This is a genomic window from Microbacterium ginsengisoli (assembly GCF_000956535.1).
Taxonomy (GTDB): domain Bacteria; phylum Actinomycetota; class Actinomycetes; order Actinomycetales; family Microbacteriaceae; genus Microbacterium; species Microbacterium ginsengisoli.
In genome coordinates, this window is the sequence record NZ_JYIY01000063.1 from 16,071 (window position 1) to 42,328 (window position 26,258).

General features: G+C 70.5%; 28 protein-coding genes and 1 tRNA gene. 11 read left to right on the forward strand and 18 right to left on the reverse strand.

Features of this window, described 5'->3' with window-relative positions; translation table 11 throughout:
• The first annotated feature begins 63 nt into the window (after window positions 1–63).
• The 3 genes from RR49_RS03780 to RR49_RS03790 all read left to right on the forward strand — a co-directional run bounded on the left by RR49_RS03780 (window position 64) and on the right by RR49_RS03790 (window position 2,945).
• Window positions 64–756, forward strand: coding sequence for a response regulator transcription factor (locus RR49_RS03780; RefSeq protein WP_045246736.1), 693 nt, complete (start codon window positions 64–66; stop codon window positions 754–756).
• A gap of 37 nt (window positions 757–793) precedes the next feature.
• Window positions 794–2,542 (forward strand): sensor histidine kinase, encoded by a 1,749-nt coding sequence (locus RR49_RS03785; protein ID WP_048809294.1) that lies wholly within the window; start codon window positions 794–796, stop codon window positions 2,540–2,542.
• Between the two features lie 115 nt (window positions 2,543–2,657).
• Entirely contained in the window at window positions 2,658–2,945 is a 288-nt protein-coding gene (locus RR49_RS03790; protein WP_045246737.1) for a WXG100 family type VII secretion target, read from the forward strand.
• Window positions 2,946–3,042: 97 nt separating this feature from the next.
• On the opposite strand, the gene groL is transcribed toward RR49_RS03790, so the two are convergent.
• The 5 genes from groL to RR49_RS03815 all read right to left on the reverse strand — a co-directional run bounded on the left by groL (window position 3,043) and on the right by RR49_RS03815 (window position 7,107).
• On the reverse strand, window positions 3,043–4,662 hold the full coding sequence (gene groL, locus RR49_RS03795; protein WP_045246738.1) for a chaperonin GroEL: 1,620 nt from the start codon (window positions 4,660–4,662) through the stop codon (window positions 3,043–3,045).
• A gap of 185 nt (window positions 4,663–4,847) precedes the next feature.
• On the reverse strand, window positions 4,848–5,051 hold the full coding sequence (locus RR49_RS03800) for a cold-shock protein (protein WP_045246739.1): 204 nt from the start codon (window positions 5,049–5,051) through the stop codon (window positions 4,848–4,850).
• 143 nt (window positions 5,052–5,194) lie between these two features.
• Complete coding sequence (locus tag RR49_RS03805) at window positions 5,195–5,788, reverse strand: LytR C-terminal domain-containing protein (RefSeq protein ID WP_052671996.1); 594 nt, start codon at window positions 5,786–5,788, stop codon at window positions 5,195–5,197.
• 56 nt (window positions 5,789–5,844) lie between these two features.
• Window positions 5,845–6,096 carry a DUF3263 domain-containing protein gene (locus RR49_RS15640; protein ID WP_045246741.1) on the reverse strand — a complete coding sequence of 84 codons (252 nt, stop codon included), beginning with the start codon at window positions 6,094–6,096 and terminating at the stop codon, window positions 5,845–5,847.
• A 9-nt stretch (window positions 6,097–6,105) separates the two neighbouring features.
• Window positions 6,106–7,107 carry a DUF2332 domain-containing protein gene (locus RR49_RS03815; RefSeq protein WP_045246742.1) on the reverse strand — a complete coding sequence of 334 codons (1,002 nt, stop codon included), beginning with the start codon at window positions 7,105–7,107 and terminating at the stop codon, window positions 6,106–6,108.
• A 74-nt stretch (window positions 7,108–7,181) separates the two neighbouring features.
• Between RR49_RS03815 and msrB the strand changes: the two genes are divergently transcribed.
• Together msrB and RR49_RS03825 are read left to right on the forward strand one after the other, a co-directional pair.
• Window positions 7,182–7,589 carry a peptide-methionine (R)-S-oxide reductase MsrB gene (msrB, locus tag RR49_RS03820; protein ID WP_045246743.1) on the forward strand — a complete coding sequence of 136 codons (408 nt, stop codon included), beginning with the start codon at window positions 7,182–7,184 and terminating at the stop codon, window positions 7,587–7,589.
• Between the two features lie 14 nt (window positions 7,590–7,603).
• Window positions 7,604–8,131, forward strand: a complete 528-nt coding sequence (locus RR49_RS03825) for a nitroreductase family protein (protein ID WP_045246775.1) — start codon at window positions 7,604–7,606, stop codon at window positions 8,129–8,131.
• On the opposite strand, the gene RR49_RS03830 is transcribed toward RR49_RS03825, so the two are convergent.
• From RR49_RS03830 to RR49_RS03850, 5 genes are all read right to left on the reverse strand, one after another.
• Window positions 8,074–9,084, reverse strand: coding sequence for a DMT family transporter (locus RR49_RS03830; RefSeq protein ID WP_342666956.1), 1,011 nt, complete (start codon window positions 9,082–9,084; stop codon window positions 8,074–8,076). The genes RR49_RS03825 and RR49_RS03830 overlap by 58 nt on opposite strands.
• Window positions 9,085–9,106: 22 nt before the next feature.
• Entirely contained in the window at window positions 9,107–9,694 is a 588-nt protein-coding gene (locus RR49_RS03835; protein ID WP_045246744.1) for a DUF3558 domain-containing protein, read from the reverse strand.
• A 108-nt stretch (window positions 9,695–9,802) separates the two neighbouring features.
• Window positions 9,803–11,773: an alkyl/aryl-sulfatase gene (locus tag RR49_RS03840; RefSeq protein WP_048809296.1), complete on the reverse strand. Its 1,971-nt coding sequence runs from the start codon at window positions 11,771–11,773 to the stop codon at window positions 9,803–9,805.
• A gap of 117 nt (window positions 11,774–11,890) precedes the next feature.
• A tRNA-Thr gene (locus tag RR49_RS03845) sits at window positions 11,891–11,966 on the reverse strand.
• Between the two features lie 33 nt (window positions 11,967–11,999).
• Window positions 12,000–12,944, reverse strand: a complete 945-nt coding sequence (locus tag RR49_RS03850) for a DsbA family protein (protein WP_045246745.1) — start codon at window positions 12,942–12,944, stop codon at window positions 12,000–12,002.
• A 268-nt stretch (window positions 12,945–13,212) separates the two neighbouring features.
• Between RR49_RS03850 and RR49_RS03855 the strand changes: the two genes are divergently transcribed.
• Entirely contained in the window at window positions 13,213–14,316 is a 1,104-nt protein-coding gene (locus tag RR49_RS03855; RefSeq protein WP_045246746.1) for an ABC transporter ATP-binding protein, read from the forward strand.
• Window positions 14,317–14,385: 69 nt separating this feature from the next.
• Complete coding sequence (locus RR49_RS03860; protein ID WP_045246747.1) at window positions 14,386–15,696, forward strand: DUF4032 domain-containing protein; 1,311 nt, start codon at window positions 14,386–14,388, stop codon at window positions 15,694–15,696.
• A 14-nt stretch (window positions 15,697–15,710) separates the two neighbouring features.
• Here RR49_RS03860 and RR49_RS03865 read toward each other — a convergent pair whose 3' ends face one another.
• From RR49_RS03865 to cysS, 3 genes are all read right to left on the reverse strand, one after another.
• Window positions 15,711–16,349 (reverse strand): NAD(P)-dependent oxidoreductase, encoded by a 639-nt coding sequence (locus RR49_RS03865; protein ID WP_045246748.1) that lies wholly within the window; start codon window positions 16,347–16,349, stop codon window positions 15,711–15,713.
• Between the two features lie 70 nt (window positions 16,350–16,419).
• Window positions 16,420–17,424, reverse strand: a complete 1,005-nt coding sequence (gene rlmB, locus RR49_RS03870; RefSeq protein WP_045246749.1) for a 23S rRNA (guanosine(2251)-2'-O)-methyltransferase RlmB — start codon at window positions 17,422–17,424, stop codon at window positions 16,420–16,422.
• Window positions 17,421–18,809: a cysteine--tRNA ligase gene (gene cysS, locus RR49_RS03875; protein WP_045246750.1), complete on the reverse strand. Its 1,389-nt coding sequence runs from the start codon at window positions 18,807–18,809 to the stop codon at window positions 17,421–17,423. The genes rlmB and cysS overlap by 4 nt, the downstream gene beginning before the upstream one ends.
• A gap of 55 nt (window positions 18,810–18,864) precedes the next feature.
• Between cysS and RR49_RS03880 the strand changes: the two genes are divergently transcribed.
• Both RR49_RS03880 and RR49_RS03885 read left to right on the forward strand, forming a co-directional pair.
• Window positions 18,865–19,785 (forward strand): DMT family transporter, encoded by a 921-nt coding sequence (locus RR49_RS03880; protein ID WP_045246751.1) that lies wholly within the window; start codon window positions 18,865–18,867, stop codon window positions 19,783–19,785.
• A 2-nt stretch (window positions 19,786–19,787) separates the two neighbouring features.
• Complete coding sequence (locus RR49_RS03885; RefSeq protein WP_048809297.1) at window positions 19,788–20,252, forward strand: GNAT family N-acetyltransferase; 465 nt, start codon at window positions 19,788–19,790, stop codon at window positions 20,250–20,252.
• A 16-nt stretch (window positions 20,253–20,268) separates the two neighbouring features.
• Here RR49_RS03885 and ispD read toward each other — a convergent pair whose 3' ends face one another.
• Both ispD and RR49_RS03895 read right to left on the reverse strand, forming a co-directional pair.
• On the reverse strand, window positions 20,269–21,456 hold the full coding sequence (ispD, locus tag RR49_RS03890; protein ID WP_048809298.1) for a 2-C-methyl-D-erythritol 4-phosphate cytidylyltransferase: 1,188 nt from the start codon (window positions 21,454–21,456) through the stop codon (window positions 20,269–20,271).
• A gap of 19 nt (window positions 21,457–21,475) precedes the next feature.
• Window positions 21,476–21,958, reverse strand: coding sequence for a CarD family transcriptional regulator (locus RR49_RS03895; protein WP_045246754.1), 483 nt, complete (start codon window positions 21,956–21,958; stop codon window positions 21,476–21,478).
• A 148-nt stretch (window positions 21,959–22,106) separates the two neighbouring features.
• Here RR49_RS03895 and RR49_RS03900 point away from each other — a divergent pair, with 148 nt between their 5' ends.
• Window positions 22,107–22,628: a hypothetical protein gene (locus RR49_RS03900; protein ID WP_045246755.1), complete on the forward strand. Its 522-nt coding sequence runs from the start codon at window positions 22,107–22,109 to the stop codon at window positions 22,626–22,628.
• A gap of 78 nt (window positions 22,629–22,706) precedes the next feature.
• On the opposite strand, the gene RR49_RS03905 is transcribed toward RR49_RS03900, so the two are convergent.
• Both RR49_RS03905 and RR49_RS03910 read right to left on the reverse strand, forming a co-directional pair.
• A complete protein-coding gene (locus tag RR49_RS03905) occupies window positions 22,707–23,390 on the reverse strand; it encodes a response regulator (protein WP_045246756.1) in 684 nt (227 codons plus the stop codon).
• On the reverse strand, window positions 23,387–24,619 hold the full coding sequence (locus tag RR49_RS03910) for a sensor histidine kinase (protein WP_048809299.1): 1,233 nt from the start codon (window positions 24,617–24,619) through the stop codon (window positions 23,387–23,389). Before RR49_RS03910 ends, RR49_RS03905 begins: the two co-directional genes overlap by 4 nt.
• Window positions 24,620–24,788: 169 nt before the next feature.
• Between RR49_RS03910 and phoU the strand changes: the two genes are divergently transcribed.
• Window positions 24,789–25,448, forward strand: a complete 660-nt coding sequence (gene phoU, locus RR49_RS03915; RefSeq protein ID WP_045246757.1) for a phosphate signaling complex protein PhoU — start codon at window positions 24,789–24,791, stop codon at window positions 25,446–25,448.
• A 54-nt stretch (window positions 25,449–25,502) separates the two neighbouring features.
• On the opposite strand, the gene RR49_RS03920 is transcribed toward phoU, so the two are convergent.
• Entirely contained in the window at window positions 25,503–26,252 is a 750-nt protein-coding gene (locus tag RR49_RS03920) for a phosphoglyceromutase (RefSeq protein WP_045246779.1), read from the reverse strand.
• Between the last annotated feature and the right edge of the window lie 6 nt (window positions 26,253–26,258).

Sequence of the window (26,258 nt, forward strand, 5' to 3'; positions counted from 1 at the left end):
GCGCATCGGCGTGTTTCCGGATGTCTCAGCCCCCGCACGGGCGCAGATCACCATAATGGGGGCATGACTGCTGCACGCATCCTCGTCGTCGACGATGAGCCCAACATCCGCGATCTGCTGGTCACGAGCCTGAACTTCGCGGGCTTCCAGGTCCGGGCCGTCGCCAACGGGGCGCAGACCATCTCGGCCGTCCTCGAAGAGGAGCCCGACCTCATCGTGCTCGACGTGATGCTGCCCGACATGAACGGCTTCAGCGTCACCAAGCGCCTGCGCGAGGCCGGCTACACGGCCCCCATCCTGTTCCTGACCGCCAAGGACGACACCGAGGACAAGATCACCGGCCTCAACGTCGGCGGCGACGACTACGTCACGAAGCCGTTCTCTCTCGACGAGATCGTCGCGCGCATCCAGGCGATCCTGCGCCGTACGATGCAGGCCGACGAGGAGTCGGTCATCCGCGCCGGCGAGATCACCATGGACCAGGACACCCACGACGTGTTCGTCGGCGACGCCACCATCGAGCTCAGCCCCACCGAGTTCAAGCTGCTGCGCTACCTCATGCTCAACCCCAACCGCGTGCTCTCGAAGGCCCAGATCCTCGATCACGTGTGGGAGTACGACTTCAACGGCGACGCCGGCATCGTGGAGAGCTACATCTCCTACCTGCGCCGCAAGATCGACCCGCACGCCAGCGAGCCGCTCATCCAGACCAAGCGCGGCTTCGGCTACATGCTGAAGGCCGGCAAGTCGGCCTGACCGGTGCGCGCTGCGCACGCGGCGGCGTGATCGACAGATGAGCGCCGCCAAGAGGGATCCGCTCACCGCCTGGTGGCGGAACATCAGCCTGCGGGCGAAGGTGACCGGGGTCACCGTCGCCGTGCTCGTCATCGGGCTCGTCGCCGCCGGCTTCGGCACGATGGTGTTCCTGCGCACGACGCTGCTCACGAACCTCGACACCACCCTGCTGCAGCTCGTCGGGCCCACCGGCGTCAACCAGCTCATCACGGTCACGACGGATGACGGCGCCGCGACCTTCGAGCGCAACAAGAGCGCCGTCGCGACCGACTACTTCGTCGCCATCTACGCCCCGGGCACGGGCGAGCGGCTCATCACCGCCGGCGGCGAGCCCGGCGCGCCGCAGCCGAATTTCCCGGCGACCTTCGCGCTCGACACGGCCTACACGCAGCAGGAGACGGTCTTCGAGCTGACCGGCGAGGACGACACGCACTTCCACGCGACGGTCTCGGTCACCCAGGTGCCCGGCACGAGCGCCTTCTACACGCAGATGGTCGTGATGCCGCTGGCTCCGACCGACCGTGTCGTGGCGACCTACCTCGGCATCTTCTCCCTGCTCGCGATCTTCATCGTGATCGCGAGCGCGTTCCTGGTGCGCTGGGTCGTGACCCTCACCTTCCGAAGCCTCGGCGCCGTGGAGCGCACGGCCGAGCTCATCGCCGCCGGCGACTTCAGCCAGCGCATGTCGGACGTCGAGTCGGAGACAACGGAGGTCGGGCGTCTCAAACGCGCGCTCAACGCCATGCTCGGCCGAGTCGACGAGTCGCTGTCGCAGCGCGACGCCACGGTGCGGCAGATGCGCCGCTTCATCGGCGACGCGAGCCATGAGCTGCGCACTCCGCTGGTGACCGTGCGCGGCTACGCGGAGCTCTACCGCATGGGAGCGATCCCCGAGGGAGCATCGACCGCGCAGGCGATGGAACGCATCGAGAAGGAGGCCATGCGCATGGGCGCCATGGTCGAGGATCTCCTCGCGCTCGCCCGGCTCGACGAGCGCCGCGACATCGAGGTGGTGCCACTCGACCTGCGCCCGATCGCTCGCGACGCCGCGCTCGACGTCGGGGCGTCGGCCCCCCAGCGCACGGTCACGGTGATCGACACGACGGCGGCGCACACGCGGATCCCGGATGCCGCGCATCCGACGCCGGGCGAGGCGCCCGAGCCGGAGACTCCCGCCGCCAAGCGGCGCGGGCGGGCTGCGGCATCCGCTCGCACCCGAGCCGCGGGAACGCTGGCACGCCTGCGCCGCCGACCCCGCACCGGCGAGGACGTCGGCACGGGCGAGCTCGCGGTGATGGCCGAGCCCGTGTACGCGATGCCGCCGATCGTGATGGGCGAGGAGAATCGCGTGCGACAGGTCGTGGCGAACCTGCTCGGAAACGCGCAGAGGTTCTCCGCCCCTGACTCGCCGATCGAACTGCGGGTGGGCACCGACGAGACGGCCGGCCTCGGGTGGATCGAGGTCATCGACCACGGCGAGGGCATCCCCGAGCAGATCCGCGAGCAGATCTTCCAGCGGTTCTGGCGGGCCGACACCTCCCGCGCGCGCGAGACCGGCGGGTCGGGTCTCGGACTGTCGATCGTCGCGTCGATCGTCGATGCGCTGCACGGCTCGGTCGAGGTGAGCGACAGTGCGGGCGGGGGCGCGACATTCCGGGTGTCGCTGCCGCTCGCTGTGCATCAGGATGTCGCGGCGCACCTGCTGATCGAGACCCAACCTCTCCCCCGTCTCAGCCGCGCAGACTGACGCCTGTCCTCCCCAGGCAGGCGTGCGCAAGCGCTCTCCCCCGCGTGGTCGTCCCGTCAGCGGCCGCGCTGCCACGGCGCCCTAGCGTGGGGGCACCAGACGAAAGGAGCCTCCTATGGCCGTGTTCTCCGCCGACAGTGACCAGATCCTCGCCGCCACCGGTGCCGTGCGCGGCACCATCGACCGGCTGCAGGGCGAGGCGGCCACCCTTCTCGCCCAGCTCACGCACCTGCAGGCCAGCTGGACGGGATCGGCCGCCCTCGCATTCCAGGGCAGCATCGATGGATGGCAGGCGACGTACCGCACGGTGGAGGAGAGCCTCGCCGGCATCAACGCCTCGCTCGTGCAGGCCGGCCAGGCCTACGCCCAGACCGAACAGCTCAACCTCGCACTCTTCCGCTGAGCGGGCGACGAGCCACATTCGCTCGCCACCGATGCGAAACGGCGGATGCCCCGGACCGTGAGGTCCGGGGCATCCGCCGTTTCGCAGGCGTCAGGACTCAGAAGTCCATGCCGCCGGTCGGGTCGCCCGCCGGAGCGGAGACCTTCTCGGGCTTGTCGGCGACGACGGCCTCGGTCGTGAGGAACAGGCCCGCGATCGACGCGGCGTTCTGCAGAGCCGAGCGGGTCACCTTGGCGGGGTCGATGATGCCCTGCGCGAAGAGGTCGCCGTACTCGCCGGTCGCGGCGTTGAGGCCGTGACCGGTGGGGAGCTCCGCCACCTTGTTCGCGACGACACCGGGCTCGAGACCTGCATTGAGCGCGATCTGCTTGAGGGGGGCCTCGATGGCGACCTTGACGATGTTCGCACCGGTCGCCTCGTCGCCCGTGAGCTCGAGGCTCGCGAACGCGATCTTGCCGGCCTGGATGAGCGCGACGCCGCCGCCGGGGACGATGCCCTCCTCGCCGGCCGCCTTCGCGTTGCGCACGGCGTCCTCGATGCGGTGCTTACGCTCCTTGAGCTCGACCTCGGTCGCCGCACCCGCCTTGATGACGGCCACGCCGCCGGCGAGCTTGGCGAGGCGCTCCTGGAGCTTCTCGCGGTCGTAGTCGCTGTCGGTGTTGTCGATCTCGCGACGGATCTGGGTCACGCGGCCCTCGATCTGCGCGGGGTCGCCGGCACCTTCGACGATGGTGGTCTCGTCCTTGGTGATGATGACCTTGCGGGCGCGGCCGAGCAGGTCGAGGGTGGCGTTCTCGAGCTTGAGACCGACCTCCTCGGTGATGACCTGGCCACCGGTGAGGATGGCGATGTCCTGCAGCTGGGCCTTGCGGCGGTCGCCGAAGCCGGGGGCCTTGACGGCGGCCGACTTGAAGATGCCGCGGATCTTGTTCAGCACGAGCGTCGCGAGAGCTTCGCCCTCGACGTCCTCAGCGATGATGAGGAGCTCCTTGCCGTCCTGGATCACCTTGTCGACGACGGGCAGAAGGTCCTTGATGTTCGAGATCTTCTGGTTCGCGATGAGGATGTACGGGTCCTCGAAGACCGCCTCCTGGCGGTCGGGGTCCGTGACGAAGTAGGGGTTGATGTAGCCCTTGTCGAAGCGCATGCCCTCGGTGAGCTCGAGCTCGGTGCCGAAGGTGTTGGACTCCTCGACGGTGACCACGCCCTCCTTGCCCACCTTGTCGATGGCCTCGGCGATGAGCTCGCCGATCGCCGGGTCGGCGGCCGAGATCGACGCGGTGGCGGCGATCTCCTCCTTCGACTCGACCTCCTTGGCCGAGGCGAGCAGAGCGTCGGTGACGGCCTTGACGGCCTTCTCGATGCCCTTCTTCAGGCTGATGGGGTCGGCGCCGGCCGCGACGTTGCGCAGGCCTTCCTTGACGAGCGCCTGAGCGAGCACGGTCGCGGTGGTCGTACCGTCACCGGCGACGTCGTCGGTCTTCTTCGCGACCTCCTTGACGAGCTCCGCGCCGATCTTCTCGTACGGGTCGTCGAGCTCGATCTCCTTGGCGATCGAGACACCGTCGTTCGTGATCGTGGGGGCGCCCCACTTCTTCTCGAGCACGACGTTGCGACCGCGGGGGCCGAGCGTCACCTTGACGGCGTCGGCCAGGGTGTTGAGGCCGCGCTCGAGGCCGCGGCGGGCCTCCTCGTCGAAAGCAATGATCTTTGCCATTGTGTGTCGTCCCTCCCGGACGGGCTAGGTCTTTAGCACTCAGTCTGATCGAGTGCTAAATCATTCTGGCACTCGCCCCCGGGGAGTGCAAGCCGGTCGGAACGGGGCGTCACACCTCCCGACATGCGTCGACGCCGCCCCGAAGGACGGCGTCGATGTGAGAAGTGTGACAGGGATGCCGCGGCTCAGGCGACGACGCGCACGGCTTCCGCTTGCGGGCCCTTCTGGCCGGAACCGACGGTGAACTCGACCGCCTGCCCCTCTTCGAGCACGCGGAACCCGTTCATCTCGATGTTGGAGTAGTGCACGAACACGTCCTGGCCGTCGGAGACGGTGATGAAGCCGTACCCCTTCTCAGCGTTGAACCATTTGACAGTGCCGTGGGCCATGATGCGTACTCCTGAAGCTGTGTGACGCGGCCATCGTATCCACGCCGATAGGCGCGGATTCGCGGAGAATGCAACTGCTTACACGCGCGCATCGAAGTGTTTACGCCGCGGAAACACGGCCCGGGAACCGCCGCTCGACGGCCTCAGGGCGCGGGTGTGGCCGTGCCGAGCTGATAATCGGCGCCGAGCACGATCGTGAGCTGCTTGGTGTTCGCCGAGGTCGCACCGGGACTCGGCGTGCCGGAGGCACCGGTGTAGGCGTTGCTCTGCACGATCGAGCCGGCATTGAGGAGATCGGCGAGGCCCTTGGCGGCACCGAGGTCCGCGTCGGATGAGTAGTAGACGGTGGTCGTGGCGAAGCTCGTCGTGGAGGCGGCACCGGCGATCACCTTGTCGGCGGTCCACCCGGCAGCCTCGAGCCGGGCGACGGCATCCGTCGACGCAGCGGGATTGCCCGTGCCGTTGAGCACCAGGATCGAGTACGACGTGTCGCGCACGGCAGGAACCTCGGGGGTGTCGGAGTAGCTCGGCGCGGTCTGCGGCGTGAGGTCGATGCGGCCCGTGTAGACCATCGACGCGAAGATGCCGGCGACCAGGAGGACGACCGTTGCGATCGCGGCCCAGAAGAGCACGAGGCCGGCGCGCATGCGCGGGTTCTCGGCGCGGTGAGCGCCGACGCGGCCGGACGCGGCGGAGACGCCGTCGAAGCGATCGCGAGGGTAGGTCTGCCTGGACACCAGTGCATCGTACAAGTACGGTGCCCTCACTCCGCTCGACGTTCGCCGTGCGAACGTCAGGCCGACAGCCCGGAGGTGCGCCGGGCCCGGGCATCGACCCGGGCTGCGCGCAGGCGCCGCAGTCGGGCGACCAGCATGGGCTCCGCGGCGATCGCGTCGTCGGTGTCGATCAGGCGCCCGAGGAGTTGGTAGTAGCGCGCCGGGGCGAGCGAGAGCTCCGCTCGGATCGCCTCCTCTTTGCCGGCTCCGTGCCGCAGCCACCGCGCCTCGAAGTCGAGGATCGACCGGTCGCGTTCGGAGAGGGGCACGGCGTCAGATTACGACGCGGATGCCGCGGCATCCGCCCGCCACTCCACGAACCCGCCGAGCGGGTCGACGGCCGCGAGCACCTCGCCGTCTCGGGACAGCGCGAACCGGCCGGCGGGCCACGTGGCGGGATCGATCGGCGCGTTCCAGCCGTCGTGCAGCCCGGGATCGTCGAGGGTGATCCAGGTGCCCGCGGCCCGAGCCGCATCGATGACGAGACCTCGGCGAGCGCGCGGCACGTGCGCGAGCACCCCGGGGGTCGTGACGACGAGGGTGGCACCGGTCGGCGCGAGCGCCGCCAGCTCGCCGATGGCGCCGTCCGCGGCATCGCCGGCGCGCAGCAGGGGCGGGTCGGCGGCGGCGATGTCGAGCGCCCGTTCGATGCGCTCCGCACGCCCGCTCTCGCCGGGCCAGACCAGCGCGGTCAGCCAGCGGCGGGTGGCGGCATCCCGAGGATCCAGGGGATTCAGGTCGATCCCTGCCCGCCAGACGACCTCGGGCAGGCGCAGGCGCGGCATGTTCCCCCGCCACGACGCGCGGAGGAGGACGGGGCTCTCGCCGCCGGCGGGATCGACGGCGACAACCCCGTCGGGCGTCTCGTAGCGGTAGGAGTAGCGGTCGGGGTAGAGGCAGAGCCCGGCGCTCGCCCCCACTTCCAGAAGCGCGATGGGGCCGTCGACGGTGCTGAGGGCCGGGAGCAGCGCCGCGCAGCGCAACGGCTCGTTGGTCTGGATGCTGCGGCGCTCGCAGCCCACGACGAGGTCCTCGATGTGCGCCCTCACCCATTCAGCCCACGACGCGAACCCCGACTCGGGGGCGCCGAGCAGACGGGAGACGGCGAAGACGAGCGGCGGCTGCCGACGGGTGTCACGGATGCGGGCGATCAGCGCCGCGACACGACGATCCTCCGCGATGCCGCGCGCCCACTCCTCGTACAGCGCCGACCGGCCGGGGGCCTCGTCACGGGCGAACCGACCGTAGCGGTCGACGACGGCATCGGTCTGGTCGGACATGGTCACATTCTCAGGCACGCGCGGAACAGCCCTGGCGCCGACGCGGTTGAATGAGGTGACGCAAGGAGAACCCGATGTCGTACAACGTGAACAAGACCGACGCGCAGTGGCGCGAGGAGCTCAGCGACACCCAGTTCGCGGTGCTGCGCCAGGCCGCGACCGAGCGGCCGTGGACCGGCGAGCTGCTCGACGAGGACCGCGCCGGCCTCTATACCTGCGCCGCCTGCGGTGCGGAGCTCTTCCAGAGCGGCACCAAGTTCGACTCGCACTGCGGGTGGCCGAGCTTCTATGAGTCCGTGCGGCCCGAGGCCGTCGAGCTCATCGAGGACCGCACCCACGGCATGGTGCGCACCGAGGTGCGCTGCGCGAACTGCGGATCGCATCTGGGGCACGTCTTCCCCGACGGGTTCGGCACGCCCACCGGCGACCGGTACTGCATGAACTCCATCGCTCTCGACTTCACTCCGGCCGAGGAGGCGTGAGCGCGCGCGAGGCGATGCTCGCGCGGCGCAGCTGGTCGAAGCTGACCGAGGCGGCCCCCTCCGACGAGGAGCTGGCCGCCCTCGTGTCGGCCGCGGGACGCGTCGCCGACCACGCGTCCCTGCGGCCGTGGCGCCTGGTGACCCTGCGCGGCGACGACCGTGTGCGCCTGGGCGAAGCGATCGCGGCGGCGACCGGGGCGGACGAGCCGTCGCCGAAGCCCCTGCGCGCGCCGCTGCTGGTCGCGGTCGTGACGAGCGTGCGCGCGAGCGAGAAGGTGCCGGCGTGGGAGCAGGAGGCCGTGGCATCCGGTGTCGGACACGCCCTCTCGCTGCTGCTCGACGAAGCGGGCTGGGGCGTCATCTGGCGCACGGGCGGCTACACGCGCTCCCGGGAGGTCGCAGCGCTGCACGGGCTCGGTCCCGAGGAGCACCTGCTCGGCTGGCTGTACGTCGGCGGCAAGCCCGAGGCGAGTGACCGCACCGGTCACGAGCGGGGCGTCGACCCCGCCGAGGTGCTGTCCGCGCTGCCTCCGGCCCGCTGACGGCGGCGCGCGGCGGCGATCACGACACCGGCGAGAGCCACCACGACACCGGCGAGGGCGATCGCCGGGTTCGGACCCGACTCCGGGGGCCAGATCGCATCGAGCGTGACGGATGTCGCGAGCAGTCCCACGACCGATCCGAGACCGAGCAGCAGCACCCCCGTGTGCCGCACGAGTGCGGCCGACAGGAAGATGTAGACGACGCCGATCGCACCGCCGAGGTAGAGCCAGCCCGCCCCGGGAACCGTGACGTGCAGCCCCGAGATCGCCCCGTGCACGCCGCCCGCGATCGCGAGGGCGGCCGTGCCGCCGGCGAAGTTCACCAGCGTCGCCGTGAGCGGAGACTCCACGGCCTGACGGAGGCGCCCGTTCGTGGCCTGCTGCCACGCGATCCCGGCGCCGGAGACGAACGGGAGGAGCAGCATCCACCAGGGGACGGCCGTCGTTCCCTCCGAGCTCACCAGCACCACGACCGCCGCGAGCACGACGGCGCCGCCGATGATGCGCCCCCATGTCAGGGGGACGACCCCGGCGGGACCGTAGCCGACCCGGTCGAGCACGAGTCCGTTGACCGTCTGCCCCGCGACGACGCCGACAGTGAACAGCGCCACTCCGATGATCGCGACGGTGAGGCCCTGCGTCGCGACGGTGAGGGCGCCGGCGAGGCCGCCGAGCAGCATCCATATGGGCACGTGACCGTGCCGCACACCGGTCGCGAGACGCCGAAGGCCGGCACGGCCCGCGGGGAGGGCGAGCGAGAGCACGACGAGGATCACGAACCCCGACGAGAACGAGACGAACGCGGCGACGAAACCGTCGCCCATCTCGTGACCGAGCGAGCCGTTGACGCGGGCCTGCAGGGCCGTGAGGATGCCGACCGCCACCGCTCCGCCGAGGGCGACGGCCCGCGGCATCCGCCGGTGTTCGGGGATCACCGGCTGCGTCGCGCTCACCCTCCGATCGTAGGCGGTGCGCTCAGCTGCCCCAGATCTCGGCGACGAGGTCGTCGAGGAGCTGCTCGGGCACGACGTTCGACGTCTCGAGGTAGATCCACACGTCTCCGCGCGCATACGCGGTCTGCGTGACGGTGACCGGGAACTGCGTGCTCTCCTTGGACAGCTGGCAGACCTCTTCGCCGACGTCCCCGACCGTGCACGTGTAGCCCTGCCCCGGAAGGGTCGATTGGGCATACGAGACGGCGGCATCCGGGTCGACCGTGCTGATCAGCAGCAGCACCCCGGTCGCGTCGCCCTCGATCCAGTTGCAGCCGAGAGCGAGCGTCGCGCCCGTCGGCGCCGGGCGGACGAAGCCCTTGCCGTCGCCCTGCAGCGACATCTGGTCGAGCGTCGACGACCGGGTGGCATCGGAGCCGACCTTCGCGCAGTCGGTCGGCAGGGACGCGGTCGCGGTGGGCGAGGCGCTCGGGGTCGCGGATGCCGACGTGCCGGCGGATGCCGTCGTCGTCGGTGTCGGCGTCACGGCGCCCCCGCTCGGCCCTCCGCATCCGGCGAGACCGAGAATGAGGACGAGAGCAGCGGATGCCGCGGCGTTGCGTGCGCGCATAGGTGACTCCGAGGTGTGCAGGTGCTCGGATCATGGCGCGACACGCCTGTCGCCGTCAAGAGGCGGAGCGCACGGCCTGCGCCGGCCGGGTCCCCCCGGACGGCACGGTCACGCGTGGTAGCCGAACCCGTCCGCCGGCACTGCGGGACCCGACGGGGTGGTGCCCGGCATGATCGGGAAGCCGGGAGCGAACTCGACGAGCGCTCCCCCCAGGGCGAGGAACGCGCTCGGGTCGCCCTCGAGCGTCGCCCGACCGGCGGCGAGCAGCTCGGGGGCGGTCGTGGCACCGACCATGAGGTCCTCGAGCGCGGCGCGCGTGACCGTGAGAGTCGCATCCGGCGACGCCGACTGGAATCCCTCGACGCTGGTGAGCGTGCCGTTGCTCACCTCGACGACGAACTCCTCGCCGATGTCGGTCACCCGCAGGTTCAGGATGCCGCGAGCCTCGCCCGCCGCGGTGCTGTCGAGTCGGATGGCGAGGTAGTCGAGGAACTGCTGCGTGCTGAGCGCCCGCACGAGGTCGGGGCTCGTCGCGTTCGCCGTCTGGCCCTCGGGGATGCCCGAGCGCAGCTCGAACGCCGCCGCCAGGAAGCTGTTGCGCACACTCGGGCTCTCCTGCTGGTAGCCGATCTGCTCGAACGCCTCGGCGAGGAGATCGCGCGCGGCCTCGTTCGCCGGCTCCGCGTAGACGAGCTTGTTCAGGATCTCGACGGCCAGGAGGTCGTCGCCCGCGGCGATGAGCTCGTGGGCGCGCGCGAGGATGCGCTCCGCACCGCCCATGAGCTCCACGTACAGCGGCGCGGACTCGCGGGGCGCGAGCGGGATGAGGGTCGAGGGGTTGCCGTCCCAGTAGCCGAGGTAGCGGTTCACCACCGCGCGCGCGTTGTGCGCCACCGAGCCGTGGTAGCTGCGCGCCGCCCAACTGCGCTGCAGCGAGTCGGGCACCTGGTAGACCCGGTGGATCTCGTTGATCGTCACGCCCTGGTTGGCGAGGTGCATGACCCCGTTGTTGAGGTGCGCGTACGTGTCGCGCTGGGTGCGCATGACCTCCTGGATGCGCTCGTTGCCCCAGCGCGGCCAGCTGTGGGAAGCGAACATCACCTCCGCCTCCTGCCCGAACAGGTGCAGCGCCCGGTTGATCTGACGCGACCACTCCAGCGCATCGCGCACGAGGGCCCCGCGCAGCGTGTAGATGTTGTGGATCGTGGCGACGATGTTCTCCGCCGCCCAGAAGGCCTTGAGGTCGGGGAACCAGGTGTTCATCTCGGCGGGAGCCTCGGTGCCCGGCGTGTTCTGGAACACCATGCGCACGCCGTCGATCGTGAGCTCCTGGATGTCGTCGACGATGTCGACAGTGGGTGCGATGAGGCCGACGGTGCCCGCGGCGACGCCCTTCCCGATCGCCTGGTCGACGTGACCGAACGGTCCGCGCTCGAGGAGCGTGCCGTACTGGTAGAACATGCGCCGCACCATGGCGTTGCCCGCGTACACGTTCTCCGAGACCGCGTGCTCGAGGAAGCCGACGGGGGCGATGACCGGAACCGCGCCGCTGTGCACGTCCGCGACATCCACCACGCCATGAGCGCCGCCGAAGTGGTCGCCGTGCGAGTGGGAGTAGACCACCGCGACGACCGGACGCTCGCCCAGGTGCTCGTTGACGAGAGCGAGGGCGGCGGCGGCCGTCTCCTTCGCCGTCAGCGGGTCGAACACGATCCAGCCCGTGTCGGAGCGGATGAACGAGATGTTCGCCAGGTCGAACCCGCGCACCTGGTAGATGTGGCCGGGCACCACCTCGAACAGGCCGTACTCCATGTTCAGCCGCGCCTGACGCTGCAGCGACGGGTGGATGGAGGCGAAGTCCTCATCGCCGAGCAGGAAGTCGTAGTCCCCGATGTTCCATGCCACGTGCCCCGCCTCGGCGAGGATCTGCCGATACTCGGGAGCGGCGAGGAACCCGCGTCGAGCCTCCGCGAGATCGCGGTCGTCGTCGAACGGCAGCTGTGCCGCCACCTCTTGGCGTCGGCGCAGCGTCGCGTCGGTCGGCTGCTTTCCCCGCGGATGGGCGTGGTCGTGCGTCATGTCGGGTTCCCCTCTCCCACAAAGCCCCTGCTGCGCAGGATAGCCCTCCGAATGATGGCGCACCCGCGCACGGACAGCCACCGCAGGAGCAGGGAAAAACAGTGCGGGAATCAGGAATGGAGCCGACAGCGGGACTTGAACCCGCAACCGCCCGATTACAAGTCGGGTGCGCTACCAATTGCGCCATGTCGGCAGAGCCCACAGTCTATCCGTGGGGCCGGCGAGCTCAGTCGAGCGGCGTGGAGCTCGGGCTGGGTGTCGGCGTGGGCGTGCTGTAGTACTTCTCGCTCGCGCTGGTCAGAACGAACTGCGCGAACTCCTTCGGGTCGTCGAGCGCCCCGGTGTACGGCTTGCCGTTGACCAGGATCGTCGGCGCGGCGGTGAGCTTGAGTCCATCGGTCGCCGGCAGCGACTTCAACGCGGCATCGGTCGCGTCCTTGACCCAGGCCATGTACTTCTCGTTCTCGATGCAGTCGCTGACGGTGTCGTCGGATCCGGCGCCGACGGCGACGCTCGCGAGCTGCTGATCGCTCAGGCCGTCGGAGTCGACGGACGGCTGCTGGCTCAGCAGGCTCTGGGTGAAGCTGAAGAGCGAATCCGGCTGCTGCGTCGCCACGCACACCGCGGCGCTGGCTGCGCGGAGGGAGTACTTGGTGCCGTTCGACTTCGCGGCGAGCATCGCGACCGGGTAGTAGGTGAGCGTGGCCGCCCCCTGCGAGACCCAGGTCGACAGCTGCTGCGCGTTGGCGAGCTGGAACTCCTTCGACCCCGGCGCCAGGTAGTCGATGTAGATGCGGATGTCGACGTTCGACGCCGACGAGGAGCTCGGCGACGGGCTCGCCGCAGCGGCCGCTGCGTCCGTGGAGGGCGAGGGGCTGGCCGTCGAGGCGATCGCCGCCCGCGCGCTGACGTCGGACACCCGGAACCCGGAGTCCGTCGCATTCGGCGGAGTGAGCTGCGGCTTGCCCGACGGCGTCACCAGGGCGATCGCGATACCGGCGCCGATGGCGGCGACGACGACGACGGCGAGGGCGCTGAGCAGTGCGATGCGCCACCGGCGCGCACGGGATTGACGGGCGTGGACCAGCTGCGCCTTCTCACGGACTGCGCTGCGACGGTCCACCGACGAATCGGCGGGCACCGCGGCATCCGAAGAATCGTTGCTGGACATCACACCTCTGCACACACGAAGAACCGGCGTCAACCGGGGGCAGTCACGCGGGATTCGCGACCTCGTCGATGCTAGTCAGGCACCCTGTGAAATGCCCAGACGGAACACCAACGAATGCTCATCCTGCACTATGTGCGCACCTCGCGGGGTTGAAGCGTCGCGTGCCATACTCGAATCACGCCCAACGGTGGGCGTGCGGGACAAGCCCCCGCTCATTCCATCACTACGGATCGTCCGGCACGTGCCTGCCGGTGAAGGAGAAGAGAACATGGCGTCCGTCACCTATGACAACGCGACCCGCTTGTACCCCGGAGGCACCCGCCCCGCGGTCGACAAGCTCAACCTCGAGATCGGCGACGGGGAGTTCCTCGTGCTGGTCGGCCCGTCGGGATGCGGCAAGTCCACGTCGCTGCGCATGCTCGCCGGCCTCGAGGAGGTCAACTCCGGTCACATCCGCATCGGCGACCGCGACGTCACCGACGTGCCCCCGAAGGATCGCGACATCGCGATGGTCTTCCAGAACTACGCCCTGTACCCCCACATGACCGTCGCGGAGAACATGGGCTTCGCGCTCAAGATCGCCGGCGTCGGCAAGGAGGAGCGGGCGCAGCGGGTGCTCGAGGCCGCGAAGCTGCTCGACCTCGAGCAGTACCTCACCCGCAAGCCGAAGGCCCTCTCGGGTGGCCAGCGTCAGCGCGTCGCCATGGGCCGTGCGATCGTGCGCCAGCCGCAGGTGTTCCTCATGGACGAGCCGCTGTCGAACCTCGACGCGAAGCTGCGTGTGCAGACCCGCACGCAGATCGCCTCGCTGCAGCGGCGCCTCGGCGTCACCACCGTGTACGTCACCCACGACCAGACCGAGGCGCTCACGATGGGCGACCGCATCGCCGTACTCAAGGACGGCCTGCTGCAGCAGGTCGGCACCCCGCGCGACCTGTACGAGAAGCCGAACAACGTGTTCGTGGCCGGCTTCATCGGCTCGCCCGCGATGAACCTGTTCCCCGTCGACCTCACCGAGGGCGGCGTGCGCTTCGGCGACCTCGTGGTGCCGGTCGAGGCCGACACGATCGGCAAGGCTCACGGCAGCGAGGTGACGATCGGGGTGCGCCCCGAGGACATCCAGATCGTCGGCGCCGGCGAGAAGGGCCTGTCGGTCACCGTCGACCTCGTCGAGGAACTCGGCGCCGACGGCTACCTGTACGGCCACGCCGACATCGCCGGCAAGCGCACCGACATCGTCGCCCGCGTCGACGGACGTCGTCACCCGAACGCCGGCGAGACCGTCGTGCTCGCTCCCGTTCCGGGCCACGTGCACGTGTTCGACCTGGAGTCCGGCGAGCGCCTGACCGACAAGGCCATCGCCGCGGCCTGATCGCATCACACCGCAGTGCAGCGGCGCGGGGGCGTGCTCCCGCGCCGCCGCCGTTTCTGAGGGGCATCCGTGCCGGAGTACCTGAGCATCACCGCGAGCGACATCGACCCGGGGCTGCTGTCGCTGCCCTGGAGCCTGCCGCTGTCGGACTGGCCGTCGTCCTCGATCGTGTACCTCCCCAAGGGGCTCTCACGGCACCTGGTGAGGTTCGCGAACCTGTCCGGTCGCGTCGTGGCCATCAAAGAGACCACCGAGGAGATGGCGCGCCGCGAGTACGACATGCTCGGCAACCTCGCGCGGCTCGACGTGCCCTGTGTCGAGCGCGTCGCAGTGATCGGCGGGCGACGGGATGCCGCGGGCGCACCGCTTCCCGCCGCCCTCGTGACCGCGCATCTGAAGTTCTCGCTCCCCTACCGGGCGCTGTTCACGCAGGTGCTGCGCCCGCACACCGCCACACGACTCGTCGACGCTCTCGCCGTGCTGCTCGTGCGCCTGCACAACGTCGGCTTCTTCTGGGGCGACGTGTCGCTCTCGAACACCCTGTTCCGGCGCGACGCGGGCGCGTTCGCGGCCTATCTCGTCGACGCCGAGACCGGCGAGCTGCACGAGAGTGGCCTCACCCCCGGACAGCGCGAGCACGACCTCGACGTCGCTCGCACCAACATCGCCGGCGAGATCATGGATCTCGCCGCCGGCGGGCGGCTCGAGGGCGGCATCGACGCGGTCGCGGTGGCCGATGGCATCCTCTCGTCGTACCGGTCGCTGTGGGCCGCCCTCACCGATCAGGAGAGCTTCAGCGCGAGCGAGTCCTGGCGCATCACCGAGCGGGTGCACAAGCTCAACGCGCTCGGCTTCGACATCGGAGAGATGTCGATCTCGACCACCGGCGACGGCACTCGCGTGGCGATCCGTCCGAAGGTCGTGGACGCGGGACACCATCAGCGGCGTCTGCTGCGCCTGACGGGCCTCGACGTCGAGGAGAACCAGGCACGGCGACTCCTGAACGACCTCGACGAGTTCCGCGCGCGGGCCGCCCGCCCCGGGCAGGACGAAGACATGGTCGCCCACGAATGGCTGACCCGCATCTTCGAGCCGGTCGTGACCTCGATCCCGTTCGATCTGCGCGCGAAGCTCGAGCCCGCCGAGGTGTTCCACCAGGTGCTCGAGCATCGCTGGTACATGTCGCAGGCACGGGGGGTGTCGGTCCCCCTCGCGGAGGTCGTGTCGTCGTACATCGACGACGTGCTGCGTCATCGCCGCGACGAGGCCACCGTGATGGGTCCGCCGACCGAGACGATGTCGCTTCCCGTCATCCGTCTCAACGACGACGATGAGGATGACGACGGGTCAGACGAGATCGACTGGCGCGACCTCGTCTGACCCGGAGGCGTCGGTCAGTACCCGATCGTGAAGCGCCCGCGGTGGTGCGCCGGGGTCTCGATCTCATCGACCACCGCGACACCCAGGTCGGCGCCGGAGATGTACGACTTGCCGTTCTCGTCCGAGACGAGCACGTCGTCGCCGTCGCGGTAGGCCCCCGTGCGCTCGCCCGGCGCCCACGCGCCGAACTCTGCAGCCGGGTGCACGAAGAACCAGTCCTTCGCGGCATCCGTCGCCTGGAGGTCCTCGAGGATGCCGATCGCCTCGAACGCCTCCGCCTTGTACTCCTCGGGGAACCCGCTGTCGATCAGGCGCGGGCCACCCGGGGCGACGAGGCTGCCGCCCGCGCCGCCGATGACGCCCAGCCGCACGGAGTCCGGCAGCGCCGCGAGCAGCTCGGCCGTCGCGGGCCGGAGCTTGCCCGCCATGTCGCCGCGCGGCGCCGCGGCCGACACGACCACGTCGACGCCCTGCAGCTCGGCGACGAGCGACGGCACGTCGAGCAGCGTCCCTTCGACGTAGGTCGCGCCCTCGACTCGCTCGGCCGGCACGGAGCGAGCCACGGAGATGACGGTGTGTCCACGGCTCACCGCCTCGCGCACGATGTGACTTCCGGCGTAGCCGGTTCCTCCGATGACGGCGATGCGGGCCATGACGTTCCTTTCGGTGTGGTGCGCGATGTCGCTCAGTGAAAGCGGATGCGGACCTCAGGAATTCCCCGCGTCAGGCCGCCCCGCCTCGCATCGTCGCGATCTGGTAGAGGGCGACGGATGCCGCGATGCCGGCGTTCAGCGACTCGGTCGCCGCCGAGATCGGGATCGACACGATCTGGTCGCAGGTCTCGGTGACGAGCCGGGACAGCCCCTCCCCCTCGGAGCCGATGACGATCACGACGGGACGGTCGGCGAGCTCGAGCGCGGGAAGCGCCACATCGCCGCCCCCGTCGAGACCGAGCACGAACACGCCCTGCTTCTTGAGCTCCTTGAGCGTGGCGGTCAGGTTGCCGGCGAGCGCCACCGGCACCCGGGCCGCGGCGCCGGCGCTCGTCTTCCATGCGGCCGAGTTGACGCCCGCGCTGCGGCGCTGCGGGATGATGACGCCGTGCCCGCCGAAGGCGGCCGTCGAGCGGATGATGGCACCCAGATTGCGCGGGTCGGTCACGCCGTCGAGCGCGACGAACAGCGGCGTCTGGCCGCGGCCGACGACCTGCTCAAGGAGGTCCTGCGGGTGCGCGTACTCGTACGGCGGAACCTTGAGCGCGACGCCCTGGTGCACGCCGTCGAAGCCCGCCATGCGGTCGAGCTCGGGCCGGGTGACCTCGAGCACGGGGATACCGCGGTGCGACACGATCGACAGCATCTCCTTGACGCGGTCGTCCATCTCGACGCGCTGCGCGATGTAGAACGCGGTCGCCGGGATGCGCGCGCGCAGCGCCTCGAGCACCGAATTGCGGCCGGTGACGGTCTCGGTGTCGTCGCTCTGCTTCGGGCGCCCGCCGCGGTTGGGGTTCGAGCCGGCGATCCGCTGGCCGGGCTTGCCCTTGCCGCCCGCGGCGGCGTAGCGCTCCTGCGCCGCCTTGCGCTTGCCGGCGACGTGCCAGGCGCGGTCCTCGGCCTTGGGGGTGGGGCCCTTACCCTCGAGAGCCTTGCGGCCCTGGCCGCCCGATCCCTTGACGGCGCCCTTCTTCAGCGACTTGCGTGCGCCGGGTCGTCCTGCTGGCTTGGTCATTCGATGCTCCAGTGGGTTCCGTCGGGAGTGTCTTCGAGGGCGATGCCGGCTCCCGCGATCGCGTCGCGGATGCGATCGGCGGCCGCCCAGTCCTTGTCGGTGCGCGCCTGGGCGCGCTGGTCGATGAGCTGACGCACGAGCACGTCGAGAGCGGATGCCGCGGCCCCCTGACCGGCGCCGTCGGCGGGCGCGTCGAGGCCGAGCACCGCGGTCATCGCGAGCACGGCGCCGGCCGCGGTGGCCGCGGCGTCCCGATCGCCCTCGTCGAGTGCGGCGTTGCCGGTGCGGACGGTCTCGTGCAGCACGGCGAGCGCCTGCGGCACGCCGAGGTCGTCGTCGAGGGCCGCGCCGAAAGCGGCGGGCAGCACGGCGTCGGGCACCTCGCCGAGGGTGCGCAGCACCCGCGTGCGGAAGGCGCCGATGCGGTCGAGCGCGGCGGCGGCCTCGTCGAACGCACGGTCGGAGATGTCGAGGCTTGAGCGGTAGTGCGCGGCGGCGAGCGCGTAGCGCACGACGAGCGAGGGCCGCTCGGCGAGCACGTCGGCGGCGAGCACGAAGTTGCCGAGCGACTTCGACATCTTCTGGCCCTCGACAGTCACCAGGCCGTTGTGCACCCAGTAGGTCGCGAACGCGTCGCCTGCGGCCGTCGACTGGGCGAGTTCGTTCTCGTGATGGGGGAAGCGCAGGTCGAGTCCGCCGCCGTGGATGTCGAAGGCGCCGCCCAGGTAGCGGCGCGACATGGCCGAGCACTCGATGTGCCACCCGGGGCGACCCGCGCCCCAAGGCGCACCCCAGGTGGCGTCGGCGGGCTCGTCGGGCTTCGCGCCCTTCCACAGAGCGAAGTCGTGCGGATCGCGCTTGCCGCGCGGGTCGGCGTCGGCGGCCGCCTCCATCGCGTCGAGGCCCTGCCGGGTGAGGCTGCCGTACGACGGCCACGAGCGCACGTCGAAGTAGACGTCGCCCGAGCCGTCGGGGGCCACATAGGCGTGCCCCCGCGCGATCAGCGTCTCGATGAGCTCGATCATCTGCGGAATCGAGCCGGTCGCACGCGGCTCGTACGTCGGCGCGAGGATGCCGACCGCGGCATACGCGGCCGCGAACTCCTGCTCCATGCGGTACGCCAGCGCCCACCAGGGTTCGGCAGCCGACGCGTTGGCGATCACCTTGTCGTCGATGTCGGTGACGTTGCGCACGAAGGTGACGCGGCCGTGGCGGTGCGCGAGCCAGCGACGGAGGATGTCGAAGCTCAGCGCCGCGCGCACGTGACCGATGTGGGGGCCGGACTGCACGGTCGGGCCGCAGACGTACATCGTGACGTGGGAGGGGTCGATCGGCACGAAGTCGCGCAACGCCTGCGCCTTTGTGTCGTAGAGCCTCACAGTCACCGTCCCAGCCTACCGGCGCACGGGCGCGCGCCCCGGAGCCGGTAGAACTGATGACGTGCCCGCCATTCTCGCCGTCCTCGCCGCCGCCGTGCTGTTCGGCACGACCGGCACATCGCAGGCGCTCGGCCCGGCGGGGACCACCCCGCTCGGCGTCGGCGCGATGCGCCTGCTCGTCGGCGGCACCGTGCTGGCGGTGGCCGGCTTCGCGCTGGCGGCGCGGGCGCGGGCGCGCCGCGGCATCCGCAATCCCCCGCTCTCGCGGCGCGCGGTCCTGCTCATGGTGGTCACGGGCGTCTGCCTCGCCGGCTATCAGCCGCTGTTCTTCCTCGGCACCTCGCGCAACGGCGTCGCGATCGGCACGGTCGTCGCCCTCGGGTCGGCCCCCGTCCTCGCGGGCCTGCTCGAATGGATGCTGCGCCGACGCGCCCCGCGACCGGTGTGGCTGGTGGCGACGGTGCTCGCGCTCGCGGGGGTCGCGATCATCACGCTCGGCGGCGAGGGCACCGGGGCCGTCGACCCGCTCGGCGTCGTGGGATCCGTCGGCGCCGGGGCCGCGTTCGCGATGTACGCGAACGCGCAGCGGCGGCTCATGGACGACGGCTGGGATCCGTTCACCGTCGCGGGCGCCATGGGACTCACCTCGGCGCTCGCGGCTCTCGCGATGGTGCCGTTCGCCTCGTTCGCGTGGCTCGCCGATCCCCGGGGCGCCGCGATGGCCCTCTGGCTCGGGGTGGCGACGATCGCGGTGGCATACGTGCTGTTCACCTGGGGTCTCGAGCGGATGTCGGCGGCCACCGCCGCGACCCTGACACTCGCCGAGCCCCTCACGGCGACGCTTCTCGGCATCCTCGTACTCGGCGAGCACCTCACGCTCGGCGGCGTGATCGGGCTGTGCGTGCTGGCGGCGGGACTCGTGCTGCTCAGCGCCGGATCGCGCGCCCGTCGCGAACCGCGTCCTTTCGCAGCGGAGGCGTGACGGTGACCACGTTGAGCATCCTCCCCGACGACCTGTCCTCGCCCGACGTGCAGGCGCTCATCGTCGCGCACCTGGACGGTATGCACGCGACCTCGCCCGCGGAGAGCGTGCACGCTCTCGACCTGGGCGCGCTGCGGCATCCGTCGATCTCGTTCTTCGCGGCGCGCGTCGACGGCGAGCTCGCCGGCATCGGCGCGCTGCGCACGATCGACCACGTCTCGGGCGAGCTGAAGTCGATGCGGGTCGCGCCCGCGTTCCTGGGGCGCGGCATCGGGCGCGCGCTGCTGCAGCACCTGATCGCCGAGTCGCGCAGCCGGGGCTTCTCCTCGCTGTGGCTCGAGACCGGAAGCACCCCGGACTTCCTCCCGGCGGTGCGGCTCTATGAGAGCGAAGGCTTCGCTGTCACCGGGCCGTTCGGCGACTACCGCGAGGACCCGTTCTCGATCTTCATGACACGCACGCTCTGACGCCCGGTGGGCGCGCTCAGAAGCGCGCCGGCACGATCAGCGCGACGGCGATCGCTTGCACGCCCTCACCGCGCCCGGGGAACCCCAGCCCGTCGGTCGTGGTTGCCGACAGCGTCACCGGCGCGCCGCCGAGCGCCGCCGACAGCGCCGTCTCGGCCTCCGCTCGGCGGGCACCGATGCGCGGGCGGTTGGCCTGCAGCTGCACCGACACATTGCCGACCCGCCAGCCCGCCTCGCCGATCAGGGCACGGGTGCGCGCGAGGAAGACGTCGGCGTGGGCGCCCGCGTACTCGGGATGCGACGTGCCGAAGTGCGTGCCGATGTCACCGAGTCCCGCGGCGCCCAGCAGGGCGTCGACGATCGCGTGCGCGACCGCGTCGCCGTCGGAATGCCCCGCGAGCGCCTGCTCACCCGGCCACGCGATGCCGCCGAGCCAGAGTTCGCCGTCGCCCCCGAACGCGTGCACGTCGGTGCCGAGTCCGATTCGGGGAAGGTCGGTCGCCACGGGCCCCGGTGCGCCCCGGAGAAGGTGCTCGGCGCGCGCGAGGTCTTCGGGCGTCGTGATCTTGAACGACGCCGCGTCGCCGTCGACGACGCCGACCTGGTGGCCGGCCTGGGCGACCACCGCGGCGTCGTCGGTGTGGTCGCGGTCGGCCAGGGCGTAGGCCTGAGTGAGGATGTCGCGTCGGAACCCCTGCGGGGTCTGCGCGGCCGCGAGCTCGGCACGATCGACTCCGCCCGTGATGTGCGGGCCGTCGACGCGCTTGATCGTGTCGATGACCGGAAGCACGGGAACGATCCCCCAGCCGGTCTCATCCACCGCGGCGAACACGCGGGCGAACACCTCGGGCGGCGTGAGGGCGCGGGCCGCATCGTGCACGAGCACGACCTCCACATCGCCCCAGAGGGCCGCGAGGCCGGCGGCGACCGACTGCTGGCGGGTGGCGCCCCCCGCGACGACCGTCACGAGATCGGACCGGTCGCCTGCCGCCAGGCGGGCATCGGTCTCGGCTTCGCCGACACGATCTGCCGGGGCGACGACGACGACCTGCGCTTCGGGGGCATGGAACACCCCGTCGAGGGCGTGTCGGAGGATCGTGTGCGCACCGAGGCCCACGAAGGCCTTCGGAGCGCCTGCGGCGAGCCGCGTTCCGGAGCCGGCGGCGACCACGATGATCGCCCGACGGGGCGCAGGATGGATCACGAGCGTCCCGATGCGGAGGTCAGGAGGCGAGGACCTCTTCGAGGAGGACGCTGGCCTTCTCCTCGTCGGTCTTCTCGGCGAGCGCGAGCTCGGAGACGAGGATCTGCTTCGCCTTTGCGAGCATGCGCTTCTCGCCGGCCGAGAGACCGCGGTCCTGGTCGCGACGCCACAGGTCGCGCACGACCTCGCTCACCTTGATGACGTCGCCGGAGGCGAGCTTCTCGAGGTTGGCCTTGTAACGGCGGGACCAGTTCGTGGGCTCCTCGGTGAAGGGGGCACGCAGCACGTCGAAGACGCGCTCGAGGCCTTCCTTGCCGATCACGTCGCGAACGCCGACGAGGTCGACGTTGTCGGCCGGAACCTCGATGGTCAGATCGCCCTGGGTGACTCGGAGTTTGAGATAGACCTTTTCTTCGCCTTTGATGACTCGGGTCTTCACTTCCGCGATCGTCGCCGCACCGTGGTGGGGGTAAACGACCGTCTCGCCAACCTCAAAAAGCATGGAGTTATGTCCTTTCGGCGTCGGCCAGTCTACCACACGGGATCGTGCGCTAAGGTTCGCCGCCGCGTATCGCGTGCCGCCTCACGGTCGGGAGCTACGCGCCGCACCGCATAGAATGCTGACGTCTGTCTTCACTCTGGGAGGTACCGTGAAAACGCGCCTGATCGCGTCGCTGGCAGTGGGCGCACTCGTCGTCCTCGGAACGACGGGATGCACGTTCCTGACTCCCCAGGAGACGACCAATCAGTCGATGGACAAGGACTACGCCCCGTCGGGCGGCGTGAACGTCCCCGCGTCGAGCGGACCCCTCGCTGTGCGCAACGTGCTGGTCGTCGCCGACTCGTCGGGCGCGAACGGCAACCTGGTCGCCACCGTCGTGAACCCGACCGACAGCGGTGAGGTGCTGAACGTCACCGTCGGCGACGGCTCGAGCGCGGTGAAGACGGCCATCCTGGTCTCGGCCGGATCCACCCTCAGCCTCGGCACCGGCTCGACCGCGCCGCTGCCGATCTCCCCGCTCGACTCCGCCCCCGGGTCGACGGTGTCCATCTACTTCCAGTCCGGCACGGGCGAGGGCGCCCGCGTGGAGACCCCCGTGCTGACCGGACAGCTGAGCTACCTCTCGACGCTCGTGCCGACCCCGGCTCCGACGCCGTCGGCGAGCAACTGAGCCCTCACGACGAGGAAGGGCGGGGGACGTGAGCTCCCCGCCCTTCCTCGTTCCGACAGACGTGCGGCGCCGGGTCTGTCACGCCTCGAATCGGTAGCCGAGCCCGCGCACGGTGACGAGCATCTCCGGGTCGCCGGGGGCCGCCTCGATGCGCGAACGGATGCGCTTGATGTGCACATCGAGCGTCTTGGTGTCGCCGAAGTAGTCGGTGCCCCACACCCGGTCGATGAGCTGGCCGCGGGTCATGACACGGCCGGCATTGCGCATCAGCACCTCGAGGAGTTCGAACTCCTTGAGGGGCATCGCGATCTCCCGCCCGTCGACGGCCACGGTATGCCGGTCGATGTCGAGGGTCACCCGACCCCCGCTCAGGACGTGCTCGTCGAGGTCCGCCTCCAGGTGGGCGAAGCGGCGCAGCACCGCCCGCATGCGGGCGAGCAGCTCGCGCGTCGAGTAGGGCTTGGTGACGTAGTCGTCCGCGCCGAGCTCGAGCCCCACGACGATGTCCACCTCGCTGTCCTTCGCGGTCAGCATGATGATCGGCACCTGCGTCGTCGCGCGCAGTTGACGGCACACCTCGGTACCGGGGATGCCCGGCAGCATCAGGTCGAGCAGCACGATGTCGGCGGCGCGCTCGCGGAACGCGGTGAGCGCGGCCTGGCCGTCCTCGGCGATCTCCACCTCGAAGCCCTCCCGTCGCAGCAGGTACGCGAGCGGGTCGGCGAGGTCGGGCTCGTCCTCGACGAGAAGCACGTGGGTCATTTCTTCTTTCCGTTCGACGGGGGTGTCCAGGCGGCCACCGGCTCGGGGCGTGCGGGCGTGCGCACCCCGGCGACGCCGGCTCCGCGATCGAGAGGGGCATCGGCGGGCGGGGCGACAGCAGGCAGCTGAATGGTGAAGGTCGAACCGCGACCGAGACGCGACCACACGCGCACCTCGCCGCCGTGGCGCTGCACGGCGTGCTTGACGATCGCGAGGCCGAGCCCTGAGCCGCCGGTGCGGCGGGAGCGCGCCTGGTCGCTGCGGAAGAAGCGCTCGAAGATGCGCTCCTGGTCCTCGGGCGACATCCCGATGCCGCGGTCGGCGACGGCGATCTCGACCGTTCCCTCGACGCGTTTGACGCCGATGCCCACGCTCGACCCTGCCGGCGAGTAGGCGATCGCATTGGAGATCAGGTTGCTGACGGCCTCGGCGAGCACCTGCGAGTCGCCGTGCACGTAGATGCCACGCTCGCCCCCGCGGACGAGGGTCACCTTGGCGGCATCCGCCGACGTCGCGTTGGCCTCGATCGCCGAGGTGATGATGCTGTCGACCGAGCTGTCGCGCCGCTCGCTGAGTTCGTCCGCCGACTGCAGGCGCGAGAGGTTCATGACGCGCGAGGTGAGCGAGGCGAGCCGGGCGGCCTCCGCCGAGAGCCGGCCCGCGAAGTTGCGCACCTGGTCCGGGTCCTCCGCGGCGGATTCGATGGCCTCTGCGAGCAGCGTGACAGCGCCGACCGGCGTCTTCAGCTCGTGACTCGTGTTGGCGACGAAATCGCGGCGCATCTGCTCGACGCGCTCGCGCTCGGTGATGTCGCGGATCACCATCAGCACGAGCCGGGGCGATACCTGCGTGGCACGGGCCGAGACCAGGCGCTCCTCAGCGGGCGGCGCCGCACGGCGGATCGTGAGGGTGGATGCCGCGGACGCCCCGGCCTCGCGGGCCGAGCGCGCGAGGCGGCGGAGGGTCTCATCGACCAGGTGGTCGTCCACCCGCATGCCGAACGCCGCGGCCGCGAGCGACGCAGCGCGCACGGTGCCGCCGCCGTCGACCACGACGGCGGCGTCGTCCATGGCGGCCAGCACGTCGGAGATACCGGGCGGCACGTCGAGCGACGCCTGTTCGAACGCACGGCGACGTGCGCTGATGGCGACGGCGATGAGCGCGGCGATCACGCCCCCGATGACCACTCCGGTGGCGAGCGCGAGCAGCGCCAGCGGCGTGTCCTGCATGTGTCCCAGAGTAGAACGCTCGGAAACATCCCACCGGCCCGTCTCGCGCCGTCCCGGGCGAGGACATGGGATTATTCATGCGTCGGGAACCGATCGTTAACCTTCGGTGACGACAATCGGGCGGGTTGCGGCCCCGCGCCGCCCCTCCCCGACAGGAAGGTCAACATCCATGCGCGAGGTATTCCAGCAGTCGCTCGATGAGGTGCGTGAGCGTCTCGTCGAGATCTCCGGCCTTGTCGGCGAAGCCATCGAGAAGGCCACGACGGCGTTCGGCACGAGCGACGTCGCCTTGGCCGAAGAGGTCATCGACAACGACACCATCATCGACGAGAAGGCGGTCGCGCTCGACGAGCTCGCGATCGACATCCTCGCCCGCCAGCAGCCGGTCGCCACCGACCTGCGCATGGTCGTCTCCGCCTTGCGCATCAGCGCGTCGCTCGAGCGCATGGGCGACATCGCCGAGCACATCGCGCAGCTGACCCGCATGCGCTTCCCCGACCGCGCGATCCCCAAGGGCCTGAAGAGCACGTTCACCAAGATGGGCGAGATCGACGTCGACCTGGCGCGCAAGCTCACGACCCTGCTCGAGACGCGCGACCTCGCCCTCGCGGAGGCCATCCGCAACGAGGACGACAAGCTCGACGAGCTGCACGTCAGCGTCTTCGAGAAGGTGCTCAGCGACTCGTGGAAGGGTGAGGCGTCGGCGACGATCGACGCCACGCTCGCGAGCCGCTACCACGAGCGCTTCGGCGACCACGCGGTCTCGATCGCGAAGAAGATGGTCTACCTCGCCACGGGCGACTGGACCGCGGACTCCATCGAGGACTGAGCGCGAACACGACGAAGGGGGCGGATGCCGCGGCATCCGCCCCCTTCGTGTCGCCTACTTGTTGCCCTGGTTCGCGACCGCGGCGGCGCCGGCGGCGGCGGCCTCGGGGTCGAGGTACTCGCCCGGGCCGAGCGGCACGAGGTTCTCGTCGAGGCGGTAGACCAGCGGGATGCCGGTGGGGATGTTGAGCTCGGCGATGTCGGCGTCGCTGATGCCGTCGAGGTGCTTCACGAGTCCGCGCAGCGAGTTGCCGTGGGCGGTGACGAGCACCGTCTTGCCGGCGCGGAGGTCGGGGACGATCGCCTCGTGCCAATACGGCAGCAGGCGGTCGATGACGAGCTTGAGCGACTCGGTGCGGGGCACGTCGCCGTCGATACCGGCGTAGCGCGGGTCGTCAACCTGGCTGAACTCGTCGTCGTCGGCGAGCGGGGGCGGCGGCACGTCGAACGAGCGGCGCCACAGCATGAACTGCTCCTGGCCGTATTCGGCGAGGGTCGCGGCCTTGTCCTTGCCCTGCAGTGCGCCGTAGTGACGCTCGTTGAGGCGCCACGAGCGGGTCACCGGGATCCAGAGGCGGTCGGCGGCGTCGAGGGCGATGTTCGCGGTCTGGATGGCGCGGCTCAGCAGCGACGTGTGCAGCACGTCGGGGAGGATGCCGGCCTCGGCGAGGAGTCGCCCGCCGCGCGCGGCCTCGGCCTTGCCCTGGTCGGTCAGGCGCACATCGACCCAGCCGGTGAAGAGGTTCAGTTCGTTCCATTCGCTCTGCCCGTGGCGGAGCAGGATCAGCGTGTAAGGCGCGGTCATGACCCC

Excerpts from the sequence above, each read along its gene's own strand:
- RR49_RS03780 (WP_045246736.1), top strand. The coding sequence starts at position 64 with ATGACTGCTGCACGCATCCTCGTCGTCGACGATGAGCCCAACATCCGC.
- RR49_RS03905 (WP_045246756.1), bottom strand. The coding sequence starts at position 23,390 with ATGACCCACGTGCTTCTCGTCGAGGACGAGCCCGACCTCGCCGACCCG.
- RR49_RS03790 (WP_045246737.1), top strand. The coding sequence starts at position 2,658 with ATGGCCGTGTTCTCCGCCGACAGTGACCAGATCCTCGCCGCCACCGGT.
- RR49_RS03865 (WP_045246748.1), bottom strand. The coding sequence starts at position 16,349 with ATGGCCCGCATCGCCGTCATCGGAGGAACCGGCTACGCCGGAAGTCAC.
- RR49_RS03815 (WP_045246742.1), bottom strand. The coding sequence starts at position 7,107 with ATGTCCGACCAGACCGATGCCGTCGTCGACCGCTACGGTCGGTTCGCC.
- rlmB (WP_045246749.1), bottom strand. The coding sequence starts at position 17,424 with ATGACCAAGCCAGCAGGACGACCCGGCGCACGCAAGTCGCTGAAGAAG.
- RR49_RS03850 (WP_045246745.1), bottom strand. The coding sequence starts at position 12,944 with ATGTCCAGCAACGATTCTTCGGATGCCGCGGTGCCCGCCGATTCGTCG.
- phoU (WP_045246757.1), top strand. The coding sequence starts at position 24,789 with ATGCGCGAGGTATTCCAGCAGTCGCTCGATGAGGTGCGTGAGCGTCTC.
- RR49_RS03920 (WP_045246779.1), bottom strand. The coding sequence starts at position 26,252 with ATGACCGCGCCTTACACGCTGATCCTGCTCCGCCACGGGCAGAGCGAA.
- RR49_RS03855 (WP_045246746.1), top strand. The coding sequence starts at position 13,213 with ATGGCGTCCGTCACCTATGACAACGCGACCCGCTTGTACCCCGGAGGC.
- RR49_RS03910 (WP_048809299.1), bottom strand. The coding sequence starts at position 24,619 with ATGCAGGACACGCCGCTGGCGCTGCTCGCGCTCGCCACCGGAGTGGTC.
- msrB (WP_045246743.1), top strand. The coding sequence starts at position 7,182 with ATGTCGTACAACGTGAACAAGACCGACGCGCAGTGGCGCGAGGAGCTC.
- RR49_RS03825 (WP_045246775.1), top strand. The coding sequence starts at position 7,604 with ATGCTCGCGCGGCGCAGCTGGTCGAAGCTGACCGAGGCGGCCCCCTCC.
- RR49_RS03800 (WP_045246739.1), bottom strand. The coding sequence starts at position 5,051 with ATGGCCCACGGCACTGTCAAATGGTTCAACGCTGAGAAGGGGTACGGC.
- RR49_RS03895 (WP_045246754.1), bottom strand. The coding sequence starts at position 21,958 with ATGCTTTTTGAGGTTGGCGAGACGGTCGTTTACCCCCACCACGGTGCG.
- RR49_RS03835 (WP_045246744.1), bottom strand. The coding sequence starts at position 9,694 with ATGCGCGCACGCAACGCCGCGGCATCCGCTGCTCTCGTCCTCATTCTC.
- RR49_RS03785 (WP_048809294.1), top strand. The coding sequence starts at position 794 with ATGAGCGCCGCCAAGAGGGATCCGCTCACCGCCTGGTGGCGGAACATC.
- groL (WP_045246738.1), bottom strand. The coding sequence starts at position 4,662 with ATGGCAAAGATCATTGCTTTCGACGAGGAGGCCCGCCGCGGCCTCGAG.
- RR49_RS03840 (WP_048809296.1), bottom strand. The coding sequence starts at position 11,773 with ATGACGCACGACCACGCCCATCCGCGGGGAAAGCAGCCGACCGACGCG.